16 protein-coding genes are annotated in these 23,474 nt (G+C 68.4%); 10 read left to right on the forward strand and 6 right to left on the reverse strand.

The window, feature by feature from the left end; genetic code table 11:
* The first annotated feature begins 92 nt into the window (after window positions 1-92).
* From C1707_RS04085 to C1707_RS04095, 3 genes are all read left to right on the forward strand, one after another.
* Window positions 93-2,327: a TonB-dependent receptor gene (locus C1707_RS04085; protein ID WP_101713621.1), complete on the forward strand. Its 2,235-nt coding sequence runs from the start codon at window positions 93-95 to the stop codon at window positions 2,325-2,327.
* A 95-nt stretch (window positions 2,328-2,422) separates the two neighbouring features.
* The gene (locus tag C1707_RS04090; RefSeq protein ID WP_101713620.1) at window positions 2,423-3,748 is read left to right on the forward strand and encodes a spinster family MFS transporter; all 1,326 of its coding nucleotides are present in this window, start codon (window positions 2,423-2,425) and stop codon (window positions 3,746-3,748) included.
* Between the two features lie 180 nt (window positions 3,749-3,928).
* Window positions 3,929-7,285: a glycosyltransferase gene (locus tag C1707_RS04095; protein WP_101713619.1), complete on the forward strand. Its 3,357-nt coding sequence runs from the start codon at window positions 3,929-3,931 to the stop codon at window positions 7,283-7,285.
* Between the two features lie 205 nt (window positions 7,286-7,490).
* On the opposite strand, the gene C1707_RS04100 is transcribed toward C1707_RS04095, so the two are convergent.
* Window positions 7,491-9,170, reverse strand: a complete 1,680-nt coding sequence (locus C1707_RS04100; protein ID WP_101713618.1) for a methyl-accepting chemotaxis protein — start codon at window positions 9,168-9,170, stop codon at window positions 7,491-7,493.
* A gap of 544 nt (window positions 9,171-9,714) precedes the next feature.
* On the opposite strand from C1707_RS04100, the gene sucC reads away from it, so the two are divergent.
* The 4 genes from sucC (at window position 9,715) to odhB (ending at window position 16,374) form a co-directional block, all read left to right on the forward strand.
* Entirely contained in the window at window positions 9,715-10,914 is a 1,200-nt protein-coding gene (gene sucC, locus C1707_RS04105) for an ADP-forming succinate--CoA ligase subunit beta (RefSeq protein WP_101713617.1), read from the forward strand.
* 2 nt (window positions 10,915-10,916) lie between these two features.
* The gene (gene sucD / locus C1707_RS04110; RefSeq protein WP_101713616.1) at window positions 10,917-11,801 is read left to right on the forward strand and encodes a succinate--CoA ligase subunit alpha; all 885 of its coding nucleotides are present in this window, start codon (window positions 10,917-10,919) and stop codon (window positions 11,799-11,801) included.
* A gap of 275 nt (window positions 11,802-12,076) precedes the next feature.
* A complete protein-coding gene (locus C1707_RS04115) occupies window positions 12,077-15,040 on the forward strand; it encodes a 2-oxoglutarate dehydrogenase E1 component (protein WP_101713615.1) in 2,964 nt (987 codons plus the stop codon).
* Between the two features lie 107 nt (window positions 15,041-15,147).
* Window positions 15,148-16,374, forward strand: coding sequence for a 2-oxoglutarate dehydrogenase complex dihydrolipoyllysine-residue succinyltransferase (odhB, locus tag C1707_RS04120; protein ID WP_123170715.1), 1,227 nt, complete (start codon window positions 15,148-15,150; stop codon window positions 16,372-16,374).
* A gap of 182 nt (window positions 16,375-16,556) precedes the next feature.
* On the opposite strand, the gene C1707_RS04125 is transcribed toward odhB, so the two are convergent.
* Both C1707_RS04125 and C1707_RS04130 read right to left on the reverse strand, forming a co-directional pair.
* The gene (locus C1707_RS04125) at window positions 16,557-17,396 is read right to left on the reverse strand and encodes an aldo/keto reductase (protein WP_101711027.1); all 840 of its coding nucleotides are present in this window, start codon (window positions 17,394-17,396) and stop codon (window positions 16,557-16,559) included.
* Window positions 17,397-17,416: 20 nt separating this feature from the next.
* On the reverse strand, window positions 17,417-17,782 hold the full coding sequence (locus C1707_RS04130) for an MmcQ/YjbR family DNA-binding protein (RefSeq protein WP_101711026.1): 366 nt from the start codon (window positions 17,780-17,782) through the stop codon (window positions 17,417-17,419).
* 35 nt (window positions 17,783-17,817) lie between these two features.
* Between C1707_RS04130 and C1707_RS04135 the strand changes: the two genes are divergently transcribed.
* Window positions 17,818-18,693: an NAD-dependent epimerase/dehydratase family protein gene (locus C1707_RS04135; RefSeq protein WP_101711025.1), complete on the forward strand. Its 876-nt coding sequence runs from the start codon at window positions 17,818-17,820 to the stop codon at window positions 18,691-18,693.
* 311 nt (window positions 18,694-19,004) lie between these two features.
* On the opposite strand, the gene C1707_RS04140 is transcribed toward C1707_RS04135, so the two are convergent.
* Both C1707_RS04140 and C1707_RS04145 read right to left on the reverse strand, forming a co-directional pair.
* On the reverse strand, window positions 19,005-19,262 hold the full coding sequence (locus C1707_RS04140; protein WP_101711024.1) for a hypothetical protein: 258 nt from the start codon (window positions 19,260-19,262) through the stop codon (window positions 19,005-19,007).
* Window positions 19,263-19,343: 81 nt separating this feature from the next.
* Window positions 19,344-20,804, reverse strand: coding sequence for a catalase (locus C1707_RS04145; protein ID WP_101711023.1), 1,461 nt, complete (start codon window positions 20,802-20,804; stop codon window positions 19,344-19,346).
* 177 nt (window positions 20,805-20,981) lie between these two features.
* On the opposite strand from C1707_RS04145, the gene ubiA reads away from it, so the two are divergent.
* Window positions 20,982-21,908, forward strand: a complete 927-nt coding sequence (gene ubiA, locus C1707_RS04150) for a 4-hydroxybenzoate octaprenyltransferase (protein WP_101711022.1) — start codon at window positions 20,982-20,984, stop codon at window positions 21,906-21,908.
* 113 nt (window positions 21,909-22,021) lie between these two features.
* On the opposite strand, the gene C1707_RS04155 is transcribed toward ubiA, so the two are convergent.
* Window positions 22,022-22,363 carry a lysozyme inhibitor LprI family protein gene (locus C1707_RS04155; protein WP_101711021.1) on the reverse strand — a complete coding sequence of 114 codons (342 nt, stop codon included), beginning with the start codon at window positions 22,361-22,363 and terminating at the stop codon, window positions 22,022-22,024.
* Between the two features lie 74 nt (window positions 22,364-22,437).
* Between C1707_RS04155 and C1707_RS04160 the strand changes: the two genes are divergently transcribed.
* On the forward strand, window positions 22,438-23,391 hold the full coding sequence (locus C1707_RS04160; RefSeq protein WP_101711028.1) for a fatty acid desaturase family protein: 954 nt from the start codon (window positions 22,438-22,440) through the stop codon (window positions 23,389-23,391).
* The last annotated feature ends 83 nt before the right edge of the window (window positions 23,392-23,474 follow it).

Below are 23,474 nucleotides of genomic sequence, written 5' to 3' on the forward strand. Positions count from 1 at the left end.
GAAATCGTGCGGGAAACGCTGGAAACGAGGCCGCTCGAGACGAGCCCGGCCAGCGTGAGGGACGAAACGCATCTAGGTAAGAGGGGCTGTCCATGAAAACGATGTGGAAGGCTGCGCTGCTGGCTGGCGCGGCGTGGGGCGCCGCGAGCAATCTCGCGGTTGCGCAGGAACAGGCGGCGACGGAGCAAGGCGTCGGCGTCGAAGAGGTCGTCGTCACCGCCCGCCGGCGCGAGGAAACCCTGAAGGACGTGCCGGTGGCCGTCTCGGCCTACGGCGCGGCCGCGCTGGAGCGCATGGGCGCCTCGGACATCACCAGCCTGCAGCAGTCGACCCCGAACTTGACCCTGCAGGTGGCGCGCGGCTCCAACTCGACCCTGATCTCGTTCATCCGCGGCGTGGGCCAGCAAGACCCGCTGTGGGGCTTCGAGCCCGGCGTGGGCCTCTATGTCGACGACGTCTACATCGCCCGCCCGCAGGGCGCGGTGCTCGACGTGTTCGACATCGAGCGCATCGAAGTGCTGCGCGGCCCGCAAGGCACCCTCTACGGCCGCAACACCATCGGCGGCGCGGTCAAGTACGTGACCCGCAAGATCGGCGCGGACCCGGAACTGCGCCTGAAGGCCTCGCTCGGCAGCTACGACCAGCGCGACTTCCTGATCTCGGCCAAGGCCCCGATCGGCCAGAAGCTCGCCGTCAGCTTCGCCGCCGCCAGCTTCGACCACGACGGCTACGGCAAGAACCTCAACACCGGCGCCGAGCACTACGACAAGGACGTCGCCACCGGCCGCGTCAGCGTCGAGTACACCCCGACCGAGTCGCTGTTCTTCCGACTGTCGGCCGACACCACCCGCGACAAGTCCAACCCGCGCCACGGCCACCGCGAGGTGCAGGCGCTGAACGTCCTGGGCCAGCCGATCCCCGGCGGCGAGGTGCTGCCCGACGTCTACGACACCCGCGCCGGCTCGGGCGACAGCAACCGCGTCGAGAACAGCGGCGTGTCGCTGCTGGGCCAGTGGACGATCAACGACCTGATCACCGTCAAGTCGATCACCGCCTACCGCTCGGGCAACACCGAGGGCACGATCGACTTCGACGAACTGCCGGGCGCCTATCTCGACATTCCCGGCCGCTACAACGACCACCAGTTCAGCCAGGAATTCCAGGCGCTGTTCACCGGCGACCGCTGGCAGGGCGTGGCGGGCGTCTACTACATGAACGCCACCGCCGCCGGCGCCTTCGACACCGTGGTCAGCCAGATCAACACCACCATCGCCACGGCCGGCAACGTCGACACCGAGAGCTACTCGGCCTTCGCCGACGTCAGCTACGACCTGACCGACCGCCTGTCGTTCTCGGTCGGCGGCCGCGTGACCCGCGACGAGAAGTACGGCCGCGTCTATCGCCAGAACTTCACGGGCATCCGCAGCCCGCTGTTCGGCAACAACGCCGCCGTGCCCGGCCTGCTGCGCTCGAGCTTCACCAACAAGAAGACTTTCTCGAAGTTCACCCCGCGCCTCAGCGCCAAGTACGTGATCAGCGACGACCTGAACGCCTATGTCTCCTACAGCCAGGGCTTCAAGTCGGGCGGCTTCGACATGCGCTCCGACCAGATCCTGACGCCCAACTCGGCCGACGGCTACGAGCCCGAGACCGTCGACTCGTTCGAGGGCGGCCTGAAGGGCTACTTCCTCGACCGCCGCCTGAGCCTGAACACCGCGGTGTTCTACTCCAAGTACAAGGACATGCAGGTCACCCAGCAGACCCCGGTCGGCGCCTCGATCGCCAGCCAGGTGCTGAACGTCGGCCGCGCCCACATGTCGGGCTTCGAGGTCGAGGGGATCGCCAAGCTGGCCCACTGGGTCAGCGCCAACGTCTCGCTGGGCTACATCAAGGCCGAGTTCGACGAGTACAGCGCGCTGGACCTGACCTCGACGCCGCCGGTGGTGCGCGACTTCTCGAACGCACGGGTGTTCCAGAACACCCCGAAGTGGACGGGCAACTTCGGCCTGAACTTCAGCCACGACCTGGGCGACAACGGCTCGATCACCTTCACCCCGACGGCCTCGTACCGCTCGTCCTACCACATGTTCGAGATCCCCTCGGCGCTCGATCAGGGGGCCTACTGGCTCTATGACGCCAGCCTGATCTGGACCTCGGCGCAGGGCCGCTACAAGGCCGCCCTCACCGGCAAGAACCTGGGCGACGAGCGCTACCGCATCGGCGGCTACAACTTCCCGCAGTCGGCGGCCGTGTTCTACGGCAACTCGGTCAGCGCCTTCTACGGCCCGCCGCGCACCGTCACGGCGTCTTTCGAAGTCAAGTTCTAGGCGACTTCTCCGGGCGACGGCTTGCTGCAACAGGCCGCCGCCCTTTTTCTATCCGCGCTAAACAAAGCCAAGTTTGATTCCCTGGGGGCACGGCGATGGACGACGGTCGCAAACCTGACGAGGCCGCGCCGGCCCCGAGCTATCGCTACGTGGTGCTGGCGACGCTGATCCTCGTCTACACCCTGAACTTCCTCGACCGGCAGATCCTCGGGATCCTGGCCAAGCCGATCAAGGACGAGTTCGGCCTGTCCGACGGCCAGTTCGGCCTGATGGGCGGCCTCGCCTTCGCCCTGCTGTACACCACCCTGGCCATCCCGATCGCCTGGCTGGCCGACCGCTTCAGCCGCGTGTGGATCATGACCGCCGCGCTCACCGTATGGAGCGGCTTCACCGCCCTGTGCGGCTTCGCCGGCGGGTTCTGGCAGCTGTTCTTCTCGCGCATGGGCGTGGGCGTCGGCGAGGCCGGCGGCGTGGCCCCGGCCTATTCGCTGATCGCCGACTACTTCCCCAAGACCCAGAGGGCGCGGGCTCTGGCCGCCTACGCCTTCGGCATCCCGCTGGGCTCGGGCCTGGGCACGCTGGTCGGGGGGCTGCTGGCCGCGACCTACGGCTGGCGCACGGCCTTCATCGTCGTGGGCCTGCTGGGCGTGGTGCTGGCCCCGATCTTCCGCGCCGTCGTCAAGGATCCCGTGCGCGGGGGCGCCGACCGCGCCGTCGGCGCTCCGCCGGCGCCGCCGCCCCCCGCCCCGCCGTTCGGCGACGCGGTGCGCCTGCTGGTCGCCAAGCCGTCGTTCTGGCTGCTGTCGTTCGGCGCGGCCGCCTCGTCGGTCTGCGGCTACGGTGTCGCCGCCTGGCTGCCCAGCTTCTTCATGCGGAGCCTGGGCCTCACCCTGTCGCAGACCGCCTGGTACTACGCCGGCATCGCCCTGTTCGGCGGCCTGCTGGGCATCTGGCTGGGCGGCGTGGTGGCCGACAAGCTGGGGGCCAAGTCCAAGGCCGGCTATCCGATCACCCCGGCCATCGCCTTCCTGATCTCGGTGCCCTGTTTCCTGCTGGCCATGAACAGCGGCGCGCTGTTCGGAGGCCTTGGCCGCACCGGCGCCATGACGGCCGCCTTCCTGATCTTCCTGATCCCCACGGGCCTGAACCTGGCGTGGCTGGGCCCCATCACCGCCGCCGTCCAGCACCTGGCCCCGGCCCCGATGCGCACCACCGCCTCGGCCCTGTTCCTGCTGATCAACAACCTCCTCGGCATCGCCGTCGGCATCTACTATTTCGGCCTGGTCTCCGACCTCTTGAAGCCGATGTTCGGCGCGGAGTCGCTGCGCTGGTCGATCTATACCGGCATGGGCTTCTACCTCGTCGCGGCCGGCCTGTTCTTCCTGGCCAGCAAGCGGTTGGAAAAGGACTGGGTGGACTGAGGATCTCCTCAACACCCGTCATTCCCGCCCCTGTGGCGGGAATGACGGGATGGAGTATGCGTCCACGGCCAAAAAGTCGCAGACGCTTCAAGGCCGTCCAAGCGCCACCGTTCGGACATGATCGAGGATCATTGCGCCGCCGAAACCGTGTTATCAGCGGTATGAACGGGGCACGGCGCGATGAGCGGCGACGATCGGCACATCTTCCATGATCCCACCGGCAGGCGTCGGCGCAGGTTCACCCTGGCGGCGGGCATAGCCCTGTCGCTGGCAGCCGCGCTCGTGGCCGGCTTCCTGGCCACCCTGGCCTTCGCCCCGCACCTGCCGGCGGTGACGCTGAAGGACCCGCACGTGCTGTCGGCCCTGCACGAGGAGACGGTCCATCGCCTGAAGCCCGCCAAGCCCCCGGCCTGGCGACGGCTTCCGGCCCCGAAGACCCCCGCCGCCATCGGCGCGGCCAAGCCGCTCAGCGTCGGCTTCTACGTGCCCTGGGACGAGGACAGCCGCGAGTCCCTGCGTCGCCACATCGGCCAGCTGGACGTGGTCTCTCCGCAGTGGGTGGCGATGAACGGCCCCAAGGGCCAGATTTCGGTCGACGACGATCCGGTCGGCACGGCCCGCATCGCCGCCGCGCCCAACCATCCCACCGTCCTGCCGCTGGTGCATAACTCGGCCAATGCGGCGTTCAACGGCCCGATGGCCGACGCCATGCTGGCCGATCCGGCCGCCCGCAAGGCGCTGATCGACAACCTGGCGGCCCTGGCCCAGCGCCGCGGCTTCGGCGGCTACATCTTCGACCTCGAGGCCCTGTCGCCCAAGGGTCTGGCCAACTATCCGCTGCTGCTGGACGAGGCCCGCGCGGCCTTCAAGGCCTCGGGCCGCGAGGTCTGGGTCACCGCCCCGTTCGACGAGCAGGGCTGGCCGCTGAAGCGCCTGCAGCAGTCGGCCGACACCATCGTGCTGATGGCCTACGACCAGCACTACGGCGGCGGCGATCCCGGCCCCAACGCCGGCCAGGACTGGTACGAGGCCGAGCTCGACAAGCGCTTCGCCGCGCTCGACCCGGCCCGCACCGTGCTGGCCCTGGGCGCCTATGGCTACGACTGGACGCTGAAGGCCGACGGGTCGGCGGCCAGCGGCGACGCGGCCACCTTCCACGAGGCGATCCGCAACGCCCAGGACGCCGGCGCGGCCATCCGCATGGACGACGACGCCCTGAACCCCACCTATGCCTACGCCGCCGACAACGGCGACAGGCACGTGGTGTGGTTCCTCGACGCTGCCACCCTGTTCAACCAGATCAAGGCCACCGATCCGTTCCGGCCCCGCGGCTATGGCCTGTGGCGCATGGGCGGCGAGGATCCGGGCGTGTGGAGCGTGCTGTGCCAGCCCTACGGCAAGGGGACGGCGGCGGCGCTGACCCGCATCCCGGCCGGCCAGAGCGTCGACTTCGACGGCGGCGGCGAGGTGCTGCGCGTCTCGTCCCTGCCCACGCCCGGCAAGCGATCGCTCGAGTTCGATCCCGACACCGGCCTGATCTCGGGCGAGACCTACGACGTCCTGCCCAGCTCCTACGTCATCGAGCGCTACGGCCAGAAGCCGGGCCTGGTGGCGCTGACCTTCGACGACGGTCCCGACCCGCGCTGGACGCCGAAGATCCTCGACATCCTCAAGGCCAAGAACGCGCCGGCCACCTTCTTCGTCATCGGCCAGAACATGCAGAAGCATCCGGCCCTGGTGGCGCGCGAGATCCGCGAGGGCCATGACGTCGGCGGCCACACCTGGACCCACCCCAACATCGGCGAGACGCCGCTGCCCCAGACCCAGGTCGAGCTGAACGCCACCCAGCGATTGTTCGAGGTGGTCACCGGCCGCTCGATGCGCCTGTTCCGTCCGCCGTTCTTCGGCGACGCCGAGCCCTCGACCCCGCGCGAGGTCGATCCCCTGGTGATCGCCCAGACCCTGGGCTACCTGATCGTCGGCCTGCGGATCGACACCGACGACTGGCAGAAGCCGCCGCCCCAGGTGATCATCGACCGCGCGCTGGATCGCCTCGACCATCCGGGCGCCAATCCCGGCCAGGTGGTGCTGCTGCACGACGCCGGCGGCAATCGCGAGAACACCATCAAGGCCCTGCCCGGCCTGATCGACGGCATCCGCGCCCGCGGCTATCGGCTGGTCACCGTCGGCGAGCTGGCCGGCATGACCCCCGAGCAGGTGATGCCCAAGAGCGAGCGCGACCCGGTGGGCCTGGCGCTGGACCGCCTGGGCTTCGGCTTCTTCCGGGGACTGAACGCCCTGCTGGTCGGCCTCTTCATCACCGCCATTGCCCTGGGCGTGGCGCGGCTGGTGTTCCTGGCCTGCCTGGCCCTGGTCCACAAGGCGACCGAGCGCACGCCAGGCGACCTGGACCCGGCGACCGGCCCGCTGGTCAGCGTGCTGATCCCCTGCTTCAACGAGGAGAAGGTGATCGCCGCCTCGGTGGCGCGGATCCTGGAGAGCGACTGGAAGAACATCGAGGTGCTGGTTCTCGACGACGGCTCCAAGGACCGCACGGCCCAGGAGGTGCGCGACCACTTCGCGGGCGATCCGCGCGTGACGCTGCTGTCGTTCGAGAACGGCGGCAAGGCGCGGGCCGTCAACCGGGGCCTGGCCGTGGCCAGGGGCGAGTACGTCGTGGCCCTGGACGCCGACACCCAGTTCCCCAAGTCGACCATCGGCCGGCTGGTCCGCTGGTTCGCCGACCCGAAGATCGGCGCCGTGGCCGGCAACGCCATCGTCGGCAACCGCCTCAACATCGTCACCCGCTGGCAGGCGCTGGAATACGTGACCGCCCAGAACCTGGAGCGGCGGGCGCTGGCGGCGCTGGGCGCGGTCACCGTGGTGCCGGGCGCGGTGGGGGCCTGGCGCAAGAGCGTGCTCGACGCCCTGGGCGGCTATCCTTCCGACACCCTGGCCGAGGACCAGGACCTGACCATCGCCTGCCAGCGCGCCGGCTGGAAGGTGGCCTTCGATCCGGCCGCCCGCGCCTATACCGAGGCGCCCGACACGGTGACCGGCTTGCTCAAGCAGCGCTTCCGCTGGTCGTTCGGCACCCTGCAGTGCGTGTGGAAGCACCGCGCGGCGCTGTTCAATCCCAAGACCCCGGTGCTGGGCTTCGTCGCCCTGCCGCAGATCTGGCTGTTCCAGATCCTGCTGGCCGTCGCCGCGCCTCTGGTGGACCTGGCCGCGGTCTGGAGCCTGGTCTCGGGCCTCTACGCCGCGCTGGCCCACCCGCTGGAATGGCGGCCCGACGACATGGTGCGCGGCCTGCTCTACTGGGCGGTGTTCATCCTGGTGGACCTGTCGGCCGGCGCCCTGGGCATGGCCCTGGAGAAGCGCGCCCCCTGGGCCGACCTGCCCTACCTGCCGGTGCAGCGCTTCGGCTACCGCCAGCTGATGTACTACGTGGTGGTGAAATCGGTGCTGACCGCCGTGCGCGGCGGCCGGGTCGGCTGGGGCAAGCTGGAACGCCGCGCGACCGTGGCGGTGAAGTAGAAAGATCAAACCTCTCCCAGAGGGAGAGGGAGGGGCCCATGCGCAGCATGGGAGGGTGAGGGGTTGAGACCTATCCGGACGGGGCGGTGACTGAGACGTGATGGGACCGCAGGCGATTTACCCCCTCACCCTCCCACGCCTATCGGCGCGGGCCCCTCCCTCTCCCCATGGGAGAGGTTTCGGCAATATGGGGGAAGGTTCCGGTCTAAGCCCGCCGCTTCGCGGCCTGCACGACCCCGCCGCTGCTGCTCACCTCGAAACGTGACACCAGTTGCGCCAGCTCGCCGGCCTCCAGCTTCAGGCTGGCCGAGGCGACGGTGGCTTCCTCGACCATGGCCGAGTTGCGCTGGGTGACCTCGTCCATGCGGTTGACGGCGGTGTTGACCTCCGACAGGCCCGTGGCCTGCTCGCGCGAGGACTGGGCGATCTCGAGGATCAGGCCGTCGATCCTGCCGACCTTGTCGACGATGGTGGCCAGGGCCTCGCCGGTCTCGCCGACCAGCCGCACGCCGCGGCCGACCTGCGAGGTGCTCCTGGCGATCAGGGCCTTGATCTCCTTGGCCGCCTCGGCCGAGCGCTGGGCCAGGGCCCGCACCTCCGACGCCACGACCGCGAAGCCCTTGCCGGCGTCGCCGGCCCGGGCGGCCTCCACCCCGGCGTTGAGCGCCAGCAGGTTGGTCTGGAAGGCGATCTCGTCGATCACCCCGATGATGCTGGTGATCTTGCCCGAGCTTTCCTCGATCTCGCCCATGGCGGCGACGGCCTCGCCGACGATCTCGCCCGAGCGGGTGGCGTCGACGCGGGCGGCCGAGGCCACCTGCGAGACTTCACGAGCCCCTTCGGCCGCGCGATTGACGGTGGCGGTGATCTGGTCGAGGGCGGCGGCCGCCTCCTCCAGGTTCGAGGCCTGGATCTCGGTGCGGCGAGACAGCTCGTCGGCGGCGATCGAGATCTCCTGCGCGCCGGCCCCGACGCTCTGGGTGGCCGAGGCGACCACGCCCATGGCGCCGTCCAGGGCCGACATGGCGCTGTTGAAGTCGTCGCGCACCTTGGCGAACTGCGGGTCGACCGGCTTGTCGATGCGATAGGTCAGGTCGTTGCGGGCCAGATGATCCAGGCCGCTGGCGATGGCGTTGACGGCGTCGACGCGGCCGGTGACCACGGTGGCGAACTTCACCACCTTGGCGATGCGGCGCCGGTGGTCGAAGATCGGGTTGTACGAGGCCTGGATCCAAACCGCGCGGCCGCCCTTGCCCAGGCGCTTGAACTCGGCGGCGACGAACTCGCCCGCGTTCAGCCGGGCCCAGAAGGCGGCGTAGTCGGGCGCATTGGCCTCGGCCGGCTCGACGAACATCCGGTGATGGCGGCCCTGGATCTCGCCCAGCGAATAGCCCAGCGCGTCGAGGAAGTTCTGGTTGGCGGTCAGGATCTCGCCGGCCGGGTTGAACTCGATCACCGCCTGGGCGCGGCCGATGGCTTCCATCTTGCCGTGCTGCTCGGCGGCGCGGCGCTTCTGCTCGGTGATGTCGGTGGCGATCTTGACGATCCGGGTCACCGCGCCGCGCGCGTTGCGGATCGGATTGTACGAGGCCTGGATCCAGACCTCGCGGCCGCCCTTGCCCACCCGCAGGTACTCGCGGGCGTCGAACTCGCCGCGGCCAAGCTTGGCCCAGAACGCCGCGTAGTCGCTGCTGGCCGCATAGTCGGGCTCGACGAACAGGCTGTGGTGCTGGCCGACGATCTCGGTCAGGGCATAGCCCATGGCCGTGCAGAAGTTCTCGTTCGCCGTCAGGATCCGGCCCTTGGGGTCGAACTCGATGGTCGCCAGCGACCGGTCGAGGGCCGCCAGGGTCTCGGCGGCCTGGACTTGCGAGCGATTGAACATGGGGCGCTTTATCCGTTGCCGACCGGGGGTTTCCCGGAACGCGTCAGGCAAGGAGAAGCTTCGCGACGGTCAATAAATGATTGATACCTTCAAGCAACGGCGTCGCATCGAGTATATTCTGCCTCGTTTTCCCGGTTTTGCACAAAACGCCTCGTATTTAAGTCGTTGTTTTTCCGAGACTCGCCGCACGACGGTCGACGACCGCAGCAATACTTCGTCACGAAGTGCGGCAAATCCGCTTCCGCCTCCGCCGCCGCACAATCGCAGCGCACAACGCCCTCGTGCTCGCGATTGGAGTGAGCGGTAACATCGTTACCGGAGGCGCCAGCCGGTCCCGAACGCCTTGCCAGCCAGGGGCTGTGGACGATTTGCGAAAAGATCAGGCTTTTCGATCGTTCGGCTCAGGAAGGCGGCGCCGTTGTCCGTTCGGACAACGGAACCAAAATATGGGGGCGCCTTATCGTCCAAGTGCGGTTGCGCCTGCGAAATCACGCTCCTATAACGCCGCCACATTCAAGAACCGTCGCGGAAGACCGGTCCCCTCATGAACATTCACGAGCATCAAGCCAAAGCCGTCCTCGCGGAGTTCGGCGCCCCCGTCCCGCGCGGCTACGCGGCGTTCACCGCCGACGAAGCCGTCGCCGCCGCTGAAAAGCTGGGCGGTCCGGTCTTCGTCGTGAAGAGCCAGATCCACGCCGGCGGCCGCGGCAAGGGTAAGTTCGAGGGCCTCGGCCCCGACGCCAAGGGCGGCGTTCGCGTCGTCAAGTCGGTCGAAGACGTCAAGGCGTCGGCCGAGGAAATGCTCGGTCGCGTGCTGGTCACGCACCAGACCGGCCCCAAGGGCAAGCAGGTGAACCGCCTCTACATCGAGGAAGGCGCCGCGATCGCCAAGGAATTCTACCTGTCGCTCCTCGTCGACCGCGCCTCGAGCAAGGTCTCGGTCGTGGCTTCGACCGAAGGCGGCATGGACATCGAGGACGTCGCCGCCTCGACCCCGGAAAAGATCCACACCTTCACCATCGATCCGGCGACCGGCGTGTGGCCGACCCACCAGCGCGCGCTGGCCAAGGCCCTGGGCCTGACCGGCGGCCTCGCCAAGGAAGCCGCCGTCCTGCTGAACCAGCTGTTCGAGGCCTTCATGGCCAAGGACATGGCGATGCTGGAGATCAACCCGCTGATCGTCACCGCCGACGACCACCTGCGCGTCCTGGACGCCAAGCTGTCGTTCGACGGCAACTCGCTGTTCCGTCACCCGGACATCCGCGCTCTGCGCGACGAGACCGAAGAAGACCCCAAGGAAATCGAAGCCAGCAAGTACGACCTGGCCTACATCGCCCTCGACGGCGAGATCGGCTGCATGGTCAACGGCGCTGGCCTGGCCATGGCCACCATGGACATCATCAAGCTGTACGGCGCCGAGCCGGCCAACTTCCTCGATGTCGGCGGCGGCGCTTCCAAGGAAAAGGTCACCGCGGCCTTCAAGATCATCACCGCCGATCCGGCCGTGAAGGGCATCCTGGTCAACATCTTCGGCGGCATCATGCGCTGCGACATCATCGCGGAAGGCGTCATCGCCGCCGTGAAGGAAGTCGGCCTGTCGGTTCCGCTCGTCGTTCGCCTCGAAGGCACCAACGTCGAACTGGGTAAGAAAATCATCTCGGAAAGCGGCCTGAACGTCATCGCCGCCAACGATCTGTCTGACGGCGCCGAAAAGATCGTCGCGGCCGTGAAGGGTGCTCGCTAATCATGTCGATCCTCATCGGTTCTGAAACCAAGGTCATCACCCAGGGCTTCACCGGCGCCCAGGGCACGTTCCACTCGGAACAGGCCATCGCCTACGGCACCAAGATGGTCGGCGGCGTCACCCCGGGCAAAGGCGGCCAGACGCACATCGGCCTGCCGGTGTTCGACACCGTCGGCGAAGCCAAGGAAGCCACCGGCGCCGACGCCTCGGTGATCTACGTCCCGCCGCCCTTCGCGGCCGACTCGATCCTGGAAGCCATCGACGCCGAGATCCCGCTGATCGTCTGCATCACCGAGGGCATCCCGGTGCTGGACATGGTCAAGGTGAAGAAGGCCCTGCAAGGTTCGCGTTCGCGCCTGATCGGCCCGAACTGCCCGGGCGTCCTGACCCCGAACCAGTGCAAGATCGGCATCATGCCGGGTTCGATCTTCTCGGAAGGCTCGGTCGGCGTCGTGTCGCGTTCGGGCACCCTGACCTATGAAGCGGTTTTCCAAACCACGAACGCTGGTCTGGGCCAAACCACGGCTGTCGGCATCGGCGGCGACCCGGTCAAGGGCACCGAGTTCATCGACGTGCTGGAACTGTTCCTGGCCGACGAAGCCACCAAGTCGATCGTCATGATCGGTGAAATCGGCGGCTCGGCCGAAGAAGAAGCGGCTCAGTTCCTGAAGGACGAAGCCAAGCGCGGCCGCAAGAAGCCCATGGTCGGCTTCATCGCCGGTCGCACGGCTCCTCCCGGCCGTCACATGGGTCACGCCGGCGCCATCATCTCGGGCGGCAAGGGCGGCGCCGAGGACAAGATCGCCGCGATGGAAGAAGCGGGCATCCGCGTCTCGCCGTCGCCGGCGAAGCTGGGCGAGACCCTGCTCGAAGTCCTCAAGGGCTAATAGACTACCGAAACCCCGCCCAGCGCGGGGCCCAGGTTTTTTGCGACCGCCAGTCGACGATCCGAAAAAATCACCTGGGCCCCGCCGCACGGCGCGGGCGACGGGTGATTGAGAGACTATATTTACGGGACCGGTGTCTAAACCGGTCCCGTAAACGGATCCGAAGCGCAGCGGCCGAAAATGGATAGCGGCCAACCGGTCGTCGCGCTTCATGTTTGAAACGAGCTCGTGATCCCGCCGGATGGCCTCGGCGGGCGGGCCTCGAGGCGAAGACGATGGCGGACGACGCAGGCATCATCAATCAGGTCTTGACCGAGACCTCCTTCCTCTACGGCGCGAACGCCGCCTTTGTTGAGGACCTCTACGCCCAGTGGGCGGAGAACCCCGGATCGGTCGAGCCCTCTTGGAACGCCTTCTTCTCCTCGCTCGCCGAGCAGGCCGATCAGGTCAAGCGCGCCGCCAAGGACCCGGCCTGGACGCCCAAGAGCGTTCCTAGCGCCCGTCCCGACTGGCTCTCCGCGCTCGACGGCCAGTGGGCCAGCGTCGCCCCCGCGGTCGAAGCCAAGATCGCCAAGGCCGTCGAGGGCAAGGCCCCCGGCGCCTCCGCCGAAGCCGTCCGCGCCGCCACGCTGGACAGCCTGCGCGCCATCATGATGATCCGGGCCTACCGGATGCGCGGCCACCTCGCCGCCAACCTCGACCCGCTGGGCCTGGACCCCGCCAAGGACGCCAGCGAACTGGATCCGGCCACCTACGGCTTCGCCGAAGCCGACTACGACCGCCCCATCTTCCTCGACTTCGTGCTGGGTCTGGAGACCGCCACGATCCGCGAGATCCTGTCGATCCTGCGCCGCACCTACTGCGGCAACGTCGGCGTCCAGTACATGCACATCTCCGACCCGGCCGAGAAGGCCTGGCTGCAGGAGCGCATCGAAGGCCGCGACAAGGAAATCGTCTTCACCAAGGAAGGCAAGGTCGCCATCCTCAAGAAGCTGATCGAGGCCGAAGGCTTCGAGCGCTTCCTGCACAAGCGTTTCCCCGGCACCAAGCGCTTCGGCCTCGACGGCGGCGAAGCCATGGTCCCGGCCATGGAACAGATCATCAAGCGCGGCGGTTCGCTGGGCGTGAAGGACATCGTCCTGGGCATGCCGCACCGCGGCCGCCTGAACGTGCTGGCCGCCGTGATGGGCAAGCCCTACCACGTGATCTTCCACGAATTCCAAGGCGGCTCGTCGGTCCCCTCGGACGTCGAGGGCTCGGGCGACGTGAAGTACCACATGGGCGCCTCGTCGGACCGTGAGTTCGACGACAACAAGGTCCACCTGTCGCTCACCGCCAACCCGTCGCACCTGGAAATCGTCAACCCGGTCGTCATCGGCAAGGCCCGCGCCAAGCAGGCCTTCACCCTGCGCGAACAGCCGGACGCCGGCCGCGGCCACGTGCTGCCGCTGCTGCTGCACGGCGATGCGGCCTTCGCCGGCCAGGGCGTGGTGGCCGAGTGCTTCACCCTGTCGGGCCTGAAGGGCTACCGCACGGGCGGCACCATCCACTTCATCGTCAACAACCAGATCGGCTTCACCACCAGCCCGCGCTACTCGCGCAGCTCGCCCTACCCGAGCGACATGGCCCTGATGGTCGAGGCCCCGATCTTCCACGTGAACGGCGACGATCCCGAAGCCGTGGTCTTCGCGGCCAAGGTCGCCACCGAATATCGCCAGATGTTCGGCAAGGACGTGGTCATCGACATGGTCTGCTACCGTCGCTTCGGCCACAACGAAGGCGACGATCCGACCATGACGTCGCCGCTGATGTACGCGAAGATCAAGGGCCACCCCTCGACGCGCGAACTTTACGCCAACCGCCTGATCGCCGAAGGCCAGATCAGCCAGGCCGAGTCCGACGCCTGGGTCGGCGAGTTCGAGACCTTCCTCGACAAGGAATTCGAGGCCGGCAAGAGCTACAAGGCCAACAAGGCCGACTGGCTGGACGGCAAGTGGAAGGGCCTGGCCCAGCCGGGCGACGAGGAGCGCCGCGGCAAGACCGACGTGCCGCTCGCCAAGCTGCAGGAACTGGCCGCCAAGATCACGGCCATCCCCGAGCGCATCGACGCCCACAAGACCGTGCGCCGCGCGATCGAGAACCGTCGTGACGCCTTCACCAAAGGCGAGGGCCTCGACTGGGGCGCCGCCGAGCACATGGCCTTCGCCACCCTGCTCGACGAAGGCTTCCCGGTCCGCCTGTCGGGCCAGGACTCGGTTCGCGGCACCTTCACCCAGCGCCACTCCGACGTCATCGACCAGAAGACCGAAGAGCACTACACGCCGCTGAACAACATCCGTCCGGGCCAGGCCAACTACGAGGTCATCGACTCGGCCCTGTCGGAAGAGGCGGTGCTGGGCTTCGAGTACGGCTTCTCGCTGGCCGACCCGAACACCCTGACCCTGTGGGAAGGCCAGTTCGGCGACTTCGTGAACGGCGCCCAGGTGGTGATCGACCAGTTCATCAGCTCGGGCGAGCGCAAGTGGCTGCGCATGTCGGGTCTCGTCATGCTGCTGCCGCACGGCTACGAAGGCCAGGGCCCCGAGCACAGCTCGGCCCGCCTCGAGCGCTTCCTGCAGTCGTGCGCGGAAGACAACATGCAGGTGGTCAACTGCACCACCCCGGCCAACTACTTCCACGCCCTGCGTCGCCAGATGCACCGTGAGTACCGCAAGCCGCTGATCGTGATGTCGCCCAAGAGCCTGCTGCGCCACAAGCGCGCCGTCTCGAACCTGTCGGACCTGGCCGAGGGCACCGCCTTCCACCGCGTGATGGTGGACGGCGCCGAAGCCGGCTGCGACGTCGGCGGGATCACGCTGAAGAGCGACGATCAGATCAAGCGCGTCATCATGTGCTCGGGCAAGGTCTACTTCGACCTGATCGACCAGCGCGCCAAGTCCGGCCGCGACGACGTCTACATCCTGCGCCTGGAGCAGTTCTATCCGTGGCCGATGAAGTCGGTCATGGGCGTGCTGAACCGCTTCAAGAACGCCGAGCTGCTCTGGGTTCAGGAAGAGCCCAAGAACATGGGCGGCTGGACCTTCGTCGATCCGTGGATCGAGCTCACCCTCGACAAGATGGACATCAAGGCCAAGCGCGCCCGTTACGTCGGCCGTCCGGCCAGCGCCTCGACCGCCGCCGGCCTGATGAGCCGCCACCTCAAGGAACTCGAAGCCTTCCTCACCGAAGCCTTCGCCTAACAGCACCAACCTTCAAGCCGCCGCGCTCTTCGACTTGTTCGATAGGCGCGGCGGCCTAAGTTCGTTTAGACCCCGACCGCCAGATCAAAGAGACATCGGAACCTGACATGGCCGACATCATGACCCCCGCCCTGGGCGAATCCGTCACCGAAGCGACGGTCGCCCGCTGGACCAAGAAGGCCGGGGAGGCCGTGAAGAAGGACGAGCTGCTCGTCGAGCTGGAAACCGACAAGGTCAGCCTCGAAGTCGTCTCGCCGGCCGACGGCGTCCTGGCCGCGATCAGCGCCGAGGAAGGCGCCACCGTGGTTCCGGGCACGGTCCTGGGCGTGGTGACCGAAGGCGCGACCGCCTCGGCCGCTCCGGCCGCCGCCGCCGCGCCGGCCCCGGCCCCGGCCGCTGCTCCGGCCCCCGCCCCGGCTCCGGCTCCCGCCGCCGCGGCTCCGGCCGCTCCGGCCGCCGCCCCGGTCAGCCCGGCTCCGGCCCGCATCGCCGCTGAGACGGGCCTGGACCTGTCGAAGGTCGCCGGCACCGGCAAGGACGGTCGCGTGACCAAGGGCGACGCCCTGGCCGCCCTGGAAGCCCGCGCCGCCGCTCCGGCTCCGGCCGCCGCTCCGGCCGCGCCGCGCGCCCTGCACGAGCGCGAAGAGCGCGTGAAGATGACGCGCCTGCGTCAGACGATCGCCCGCCGCCTGAAGGAAGCCCAGAACACCGCCGCCATGCTGACGACCTTCAACGAGGTCGACATGAGCGCGGTGATGGCCCTGCGCGCCCAGTACAAGGACGTGTTCGAAAAGCGCCACGGCGTGAAGCTGGGCTTCATGTCGTTCTTCACCAAGGCCGTCGTGGCCGCGCTGAAGGCGATCCCGGACGTCAACGCCGAGATCGACGGCCAGGACGTCATCTACAAGAACCACTACGACATCGGCGTCGCCGTCGGCACCGACAAGGGCCTGGTGGTTCCGGTCGTCCGTGACGCCGACGTGCTGAACCTGGCCGAGATCGAAAAGACCATCGGCGACCTCGGCAAGAAGGCCCGCACCGGCGGTCTGGCCATCGAGGACATGCAGGGCGGCACCTTCACGATCACCAACGGCGGCATCTACGGCTCGCTGATGTCGACCCCGATCCTGAACGCGCCGCAGTCGGGCATCCTGGGCATGCACGCGATCAAGGAACGCGCCATGGTCGTCAACGGCAAGATCGAGATCCGTCCGATGATGTACCTGGCCCTCTCGTACGACCACCGCGTCGTCGACGGCGCCGGCGCCGTGACCTTCCTGGTGAAGGTCAAGGAAGCCCTGGAAGACCCGCAGCGCCTGCTGCTGGACCTCTAAGGTCCGGGTCATCCCAGAACGACGAAGGGGCCGCGAAAGCGGCCCCTTTTTTGTTGTTTGAAGATCCAGATCCTCCCCCTCTGGGGGAGGTGGCCCAGCGGGCCGGAGGGGGCCGGCGCGGCGGCCGGATCCCCCTCAGTCGCTTCGCGACAGCTCCCCCAGAGGGGGAGCATCTTTCATCCTTACTCCACATCCCACCTGAACGCCGCGTCGATCCAGTCGCCGATCCGGCCGTCGGGACGGGCCAGGCCGTAGACCCGCGCCATCTCCTCATCCGTCAGTTCGAAGTCGAAGATCGCGAAGTTCTCTTCCAGGCGGGCGGGGTTCTTGGTGCGCGGGATGGTGACCACGCCCTGCTGCACCTGCCAGCGCAGGGTCACCTGGCCTGGGGCCTTGCCGTACTTGTCGCCGATCGCCTTCAGCACCGGGTCATCGCCGACCTTGCCCTGGGCCAGCGGCGACCAGGCGGTGATCGAGGCGCCCAGCTTGTCGGCGGTCGCCCGCAGGGTCTTCTGCGACAGATAGGGGTGGTACTCGACCTGGTTGGTGGCCAGCGGGGCCTCCGACAGGGCGGCAGCCTCCTGCATCAGCGCCGAGGGGAAGTTCGACAGGCCGATCGCCCGCGCGCGGCCGTCGGCCTTCACCGCGTTCAGCGCCGCGATGGTCTCGGCCAGCGCCGGCTTGGGCTTGGGCCAGTGCAGCAGCAGCAGGTCCACCTGGTCGACGCGCAGCTTCCTCAGGCTCTCGTCGACCGAGCGCTGCAGGTCGCCCTCGGCGAACTTGTCGATCCACACCTTGGTGGTGACGAAGATCTCGCCGCGCGGCACGCCGGTCGCCGCCAGGGCCGCGCCGACGTCCTGCTCGTTGCCGTAGATCTGGGCGGTGTCGACGTGGCGATAGCCGAGCTCCAGCGCCTTCTCGGTCACCGTCTGGGCCACACCGTTCTCCAGCTGGTAGGTGCCCAGGCCGATGGCGGGGATCGCGACGTCGCCCGAACGGACGCCGGGGGTGGGGTTCGACATGGGAATCTCCGGAAATCTGGTCAGCCGGATATAGGCGCCCCGCCCCGTTCGTCATGGGCCTTGAGCACCTTTTTCGGCACGCAGGCGCGCCATTGTCGCTCGAGCAGGCGCTTGACCGTGCCGGCCTCCACCGCCGACAGCCGCGCCAGCACGATCGGATAGTTGCGGTAGTGGTCGGTGACGTAGAAGACCTCGGGCGCGGCCTCGACCAGCATCTCGCGCTCGTCGAACGGCACGCCCGGCAGCACCAGGGTGTCGCCGTCCTCCTTAAGCCGGGTCAGGAACTTGCCGTTCGCCTTGAGGCAGGGATAGCCGTAGGACGTCCCGTCGGCGACCAGCGGCAGGGCCAGAGCGAAGGCGCGGACCTCGTCATAGATGATCGACATGGGCGAAGCTTCCTTTCCGCGACTATAGAGGGACCATGAGCGCGGAAAACACCCTGAAGACGCCGATCCTCGTGCTGGGCGCCACCAGCCTGATCGGCACGTTCCTGATGGACCGGCTGCAGGCCGCCGGCCACGAGCCCATGGGCCTGTCGCGACGTCCGCCCTACGGCTTCTCGGCGAGCGGCGACGCCTGCTGGATCGACGCCGACCTCAAGAGCGACGACCTGGCCGAGCAGCTGCCCGGCGCGGCCACGGTCTTTTCGCTGTCGCCCATCTGGCTGCTGCCGGCCGTGCTGCCGCTGCTGAAGGCGCGGGGCATGAAGCGCCTGGTGGCCTTCTCCTCGACCAGCCGCTTCACCAAGGAGGCCTCGCCCGAGGCGTCCGAGCGCGCCGTGGCCAAGGCCCTGGCCGACGCGGAGGCCGCCGTCGAGGCGTTCTGCGCCGAGCACGGCGTGGCCTGGACGATCCTGCGCCCGACCCTGATCTACGCCGAGGGCCGCGATGGAAACGTCAGCCGCCTGGCCGGGCTGATCCGCCGCTTCAAGGTGCTGCCGCTGTCGGGCGCCGGCCAGGGCCTGCGCCAGCCGGTCCACGCCGACGACCTGGCCGCCGGGGCCATCGCCGCGGCCGCCGCGCCCGCCGCCTTCGACCGCGCCTACGCCCTGGTCGGCGGTGAGACCCTGCCCTATCGCGAGATGGCCCGCCGGGTGTTCGAGGGCCTGGGCCGTCGTCCGGCCATCCTGGTCCTGCCGCCCTGGCTGTTTTCCCTGCTGCTGACCCTGGCCCGCCCGTTCTTCCCGGGGGCCACGGCGGCCATGGGCGCGCGGATGAGCCAGGACCTGACGTTCGACTCGTCCGACGCGGTCAGGGATTTCGGGTGGGCGCCAAGGGATTTTCGGCCGAGGTTTTGAACGAAATAGAACCTCCCCCTGTGGGGGAGGCGATCGCGAAGCGATCGGTGGGGGAGGTGACGCGAACCTCGCGACGTCTCGAAAGCTGAAAACGTCCCCCCTCCGGCCCTTCGGGCCACCTCCCCCAGAGGGGGATCGTTGCATAATGGGGTAAAACGAGAACGACTTTCCCCTTTTGATTCCGAACTGTTCTCGAACAGATTCTGGTCTGTTCTTCGACGTTCCGAATTTCGCAACAGTCCCCCAGAGGGGGAGGATCTCCTCCGCTGGGGGAGCTGTCGCGGAGCGACTGAGGGGGTCCGCGCAGCGGATCAAGCCAGCCCCGCCCGTCCGTAATACAGCATCCCCGCCGTCGGCCGCTTCAGGCCCCGGCGAATGCGCGGGCCGAACTTCGTCGCCGACAGCAGGCGCGACACCATCGCCTCGTCGCCGGCCCGGCGGAACGCCCGGGCGGACGCCGACCACAGGGCCGTGGTCGCCGGATGCGGCAGGACGACGCCGGCAGCCAGGCCCAGGGCCAGCAGGCTCCAGCCGGAAATACGGCTCAAGGTCGGATCGGGACGGGTCATCGGATGTCTCCTTTCATGGGGTCGAGGAGGACCGCCGGGGCTGGGCGGGCGGCGGTCCTCCTCGGGCCGCCGAGCGAGCGTCTACTCGGCGGCGATGGGAGCCGCGTCGAACGCGATCCCCAGTCTTAGGGCGACGCCCGCGGCATAGGCCGGGTCGGCGCGATGGAAGTGGACCAGCTGGCGGCGCACGATCGCCTCGGGCACGCCCTGCATGGCCGCGGCGATGTTGCCGAACAACGCTTCCTGTTGGGCCGGGCTCATCAGCCGGAACAGGGCGCCGGGCTGGGCGTAGTCGTCATTGCCGGCGCGGTGATCGAAGCGGTCGGCGTCGCCGTGCAGCGGCAGCGGCGGCTCGGCGGCCGAAGGCGCCTCCACCGGCCCGCCGAAGCTGCTGGGCTCGTACCAGGCCTCCGTCCGCTTTGGCGCGTCGAAGCGCATGGCGCCGTCGGCGTGGTAGTGGTTCACCGGGCAGCGCGGACGGTTGACCGGCAGCGCCTCGTAGTGCGTGCCCACCCGGTAGCGGTGCGCGTCGGCATAGGCGAACAGCCGCCCCTGCAGCACCTTGTCGGGCGAGAAGCCGATCCCGGGCACGATGTTCGACGGCGAGAACGAGCTCTGCTCCACCTCGGCGAAGTAGTTGTCCGGGTTGCGGTTCAGCTCCAGCACGCCGACCTCGATCAGCGGGAAGTCGGCATGCGGCCACACCTTCGTCAGGTCGAAGGGGTCGAACGCCGTCTGCCGCGCCTGGGCCTCGGTCATGATCTGCACCCTCAGGGTCCAGCGCGGGTAGTCGCCGCCTTCGATCGCCTCGAACAGGTCGCGCTGGGCGCTCTCGCGGTCGCCCGCGATCACCGCATTGCCCTCTTCGTTGGTCCAGGTGCGGACGCCCTGCTGGGACTTGAAGTGGAACTTGACCCAGACACGCTCGTTGGCGGCGTTGACGAAGCTGTAGGTGTGGCTGCCGAAGCCGTGCATGTGGCGATAGCCCTGCGGCAGGCCGCGATCCGAGAACAGGATCGTCACCTGGTGCAGGCTTTCGGGCGACAGGCTCCAGAAATCCCACATCGCCGTCGGCGAGCGCAGGTTCGACACCGGGTGGCGCTTCTGGGTGCGGATGAAGTCAGGGAACTTCAGCGGATCGCGGATGAAGAACACCGGCGTGTTGTTGCCCACCAGGTCCCAGTTGCCCTCTTCGGTATAGACCTTCAGGGCGAAGCCGCGCACGTCGCGCTCGGCGTCGGCCGCGCCGCGCTCGCCGGCCACGGTGGAAAAGCGCAGCAGCACCTCGGACGTCGCGCCCGGCTGCAGGGCCTTGGCCTTGGTCCAGGCGCTGATGTCGTGGGTGATGGTCAGCACGCCATAGGCGGCCGAGCCCTTGGCGTGGACCACGCGCTCGGGAATGCGCTCGCGGTTCTGGTGCGCCAGCTTCTCGATCAGCTGGTAGTCCTGCATCAGCAGAGGCCCGCGCGGGCCGGCCGACAGGCTGTTCTGGTTGTCCGCGACGGGCGCGCCGGCCGTGGTGGTCAGGATGGTCTTGGTCATGTCGCCCTCGTCGAATGTCGTAGCGCCACTGTCGCGGGCGGCGTTCGATAAATCCAACTGATCGTTTTTCTCATCAGGATCGGAAGATCCTATCGAACGGTAGCGCGGCCGATCACGTGGTTCTTGGAAGGACGCATCGGCTCGACCCGGCGGGCGCGGCGGTTTAAGCCAAGCCGCATGACCGCCATCCTGCCCGACGCCGCCGCCGCCAACTGGGTCGACCGCTACGCCCCGGTCGCCTTGCGACCATGGCTGAAGCTGGGACGCTTCGACCGGCCGGCCGGCATCTGGCTGTTGATGCTGCCCGGCTGGCAGGGCATCGCCCTGGCCGCCGCCGAGAAGGGCCAGCTGCCCAATCCCTGGCTGCTGATCGCCTTCTTCGTCGGGGCGGCGCTGATGCGGGCGGCCGGCTGCGCCTTCAACGACATCGTCGACCGCGACTTCGACGCCCAGGTGGCCCGCACGGCCCTGCGCCCGATCCCGGCCGGCCTGATCACCGTCAAGCAGGCCTGGCTGTTCCTGGTGGGCTGCAGCCTGACCAGCTTCCTGATCCTGATCTGCCTGGGCTGGGTCGCCATCGGCCTGGGCGTCGCCTCGCTGGTGCTGGTGGCCGGCTATCCGTTCATGAAGCGGATCACCTGGTGGCCGCAGGCGTGGCTGGGCCTGACCTTCAACTGGGGCGCCCTCCTGGGCTACGCCGCCGCGACCCACACCCTCTCGTGGTCGGCCGCCCTGCTCTACGCCTCGGGCATCTTCTGGACCCTGGGCTACGACACGATCTACGCCATCCAGGACATCGAGGACGACGCCCTGGCCGGGGTGAAGTCGTCGACCCGGCGCCTGGGCTCCAAGGTCCGCGAAGGCGTGGCGATCTTCTACGTCCTGGCCTTCGCCCTGGCCCTGGCCGCCGCCTGGGTCGGCGGGTTGGGCCCGCTGTTCCTGCCGCTGCTGGGCCTGTTCGCCCTGCACCTGTCGCGCCAGGCCGTGGCCGTCCGCGTCGACGACGGCCCCGGCGCGCTGCGGATCTTCAAGTCCAACGCCCAGGCCGGCGCGATCCTGGTCCTGGCCTTGGTGGCCGGGGCGTGGACGCCGGCGGGGTTATAATCTGTGCGTCCTTCGAGGCTCGCCTGCGGTTCGCACCTCAGGATGAGGAAGCCATGGCGCTGAAGTCCTCATCCTGAGGCGCCCGCGCAGCGGGCCTCGAAGGACGCACGGCTTCAAAACGGCCCCGCGCGATAGATCCGCTCCATCGACCGCTCCAGCTCGCCCAGCCGGCGGTCATAGGCCCGGTTCAGGCAGGCCCGGTTGGCCTTGCAGTTCGCACGATCGTTCAACCAGGCTTGCTGGCCGTCCATCAGCGCCCCGCGCGCGCCCATGCCCATGGTGCGCTTGTTGACGTCGTAGAGCACGCTCATCCGCACGTCCTTGTTGTCGAGGCTCCGGTCGGCGCAGATCGCCCGCTCGTCGGCCCGCCGGGCCTTGGCGCAGTCGAAGCTGGCGGCGTGCGCGGCGCCCGCGAAGCCAAGCGAGACAAGGGCGGCGATGATCGGCAAGCGCATGAAAACTCTCCGGAAACAGGCATGACCTAACGGCATTCTGTCGGCCTGAACCTGAATGTGCGATGATCCGTTCCATGGCCGTCGCCGCCCGCATCAAGCCGCAGGAACTGTTCGCGCCCGAGGACTGGGCCCGCCTGTCGGCGCGCTCGTCCTGGCGCGGGATCGCCATGGTCGCCCACGCCTGGGGCGTGATCCTGGCCGCCGGCGCCCTGTTCGTCGTCTGGCCCAATCCGCTGACCTACGTCGTCGCCGTCATGCTGATCGGCGCGCGGCAGCTGGGCCTGGCGATCCTGATGCACGAGGCCGCGCACGGCGGCCTTCACCCCAACCTCAAGGTCAACGACTGGCTGGGCGAGTGGCTGTGCGCCGCGCCGCTGGGCGCCTCGCTGAACGCCTACCGCCCCTATCACCTGACCCACCACAAGTTCGCCCAGCAGGCCGAGGACCCGGATCTCGTGCTGTCGGCCCCGTTCCCGACCACTCGCGCCTCGCTGCGCCGCAAGATCGTTCGCGACCTGACCGGCCAGACCTTCTTCAAGCAGCGGTTCGGGCCGATCCTCGCCGGCCTGAAGAAGCGCGGCCACGGCCAGGCCCCGGGCGCGATCTTCGCCCGCGCCGCGGCCGGCCAGAAGCGGTTCCTGCTGATCAACCTGGTCATACTGGTCGCGCTGAGCGCGGCGGGCCTGTGGTGGGCCTGGTTCGCGCTGTGGCTCGTGCCGATGGCCACCTGGTTTCCGCTGGTCACCCGCCTGCGCAACATCGCCGAGCACGCCCTGGTGGCCAAGGACGAGCCAGATCCGTTCCGCCACGCCCGCACCACCCGCGCCAACTGGTTGGAACGCGCCCTGGTCGCGCCCTACCACGTCAACTTCCACGCCGAGCATCACCTGTTCATGCACGTGCCGTGCTGGAACCTGCCGCGCGCTCACCGGCTGCTGCGGGAGAAAGGGCTGACCGAGGGCATGCTGACGGCGCCGGGCTATCTGACGGTGCTGAAGGCGGCGTCGGGCAAGGCGGCGGCCGTCTAACTCCTCCCCCGCCTGCGGGGGAGGGGGACCGCGAAGCGGTGGAGGGGGCGGCGGCGCGCACGGCGCTTTGTCACTCGCCCCCT

Source organism: Caulobacter flavus (genome assembly GCF_003722335.1).
GTDB lineage: Bacteria > Pseudomonadota > Alphaproteobacteria > Caulobacterales > Caulobacteraceae > Caulobacter > Caulobacter flavus.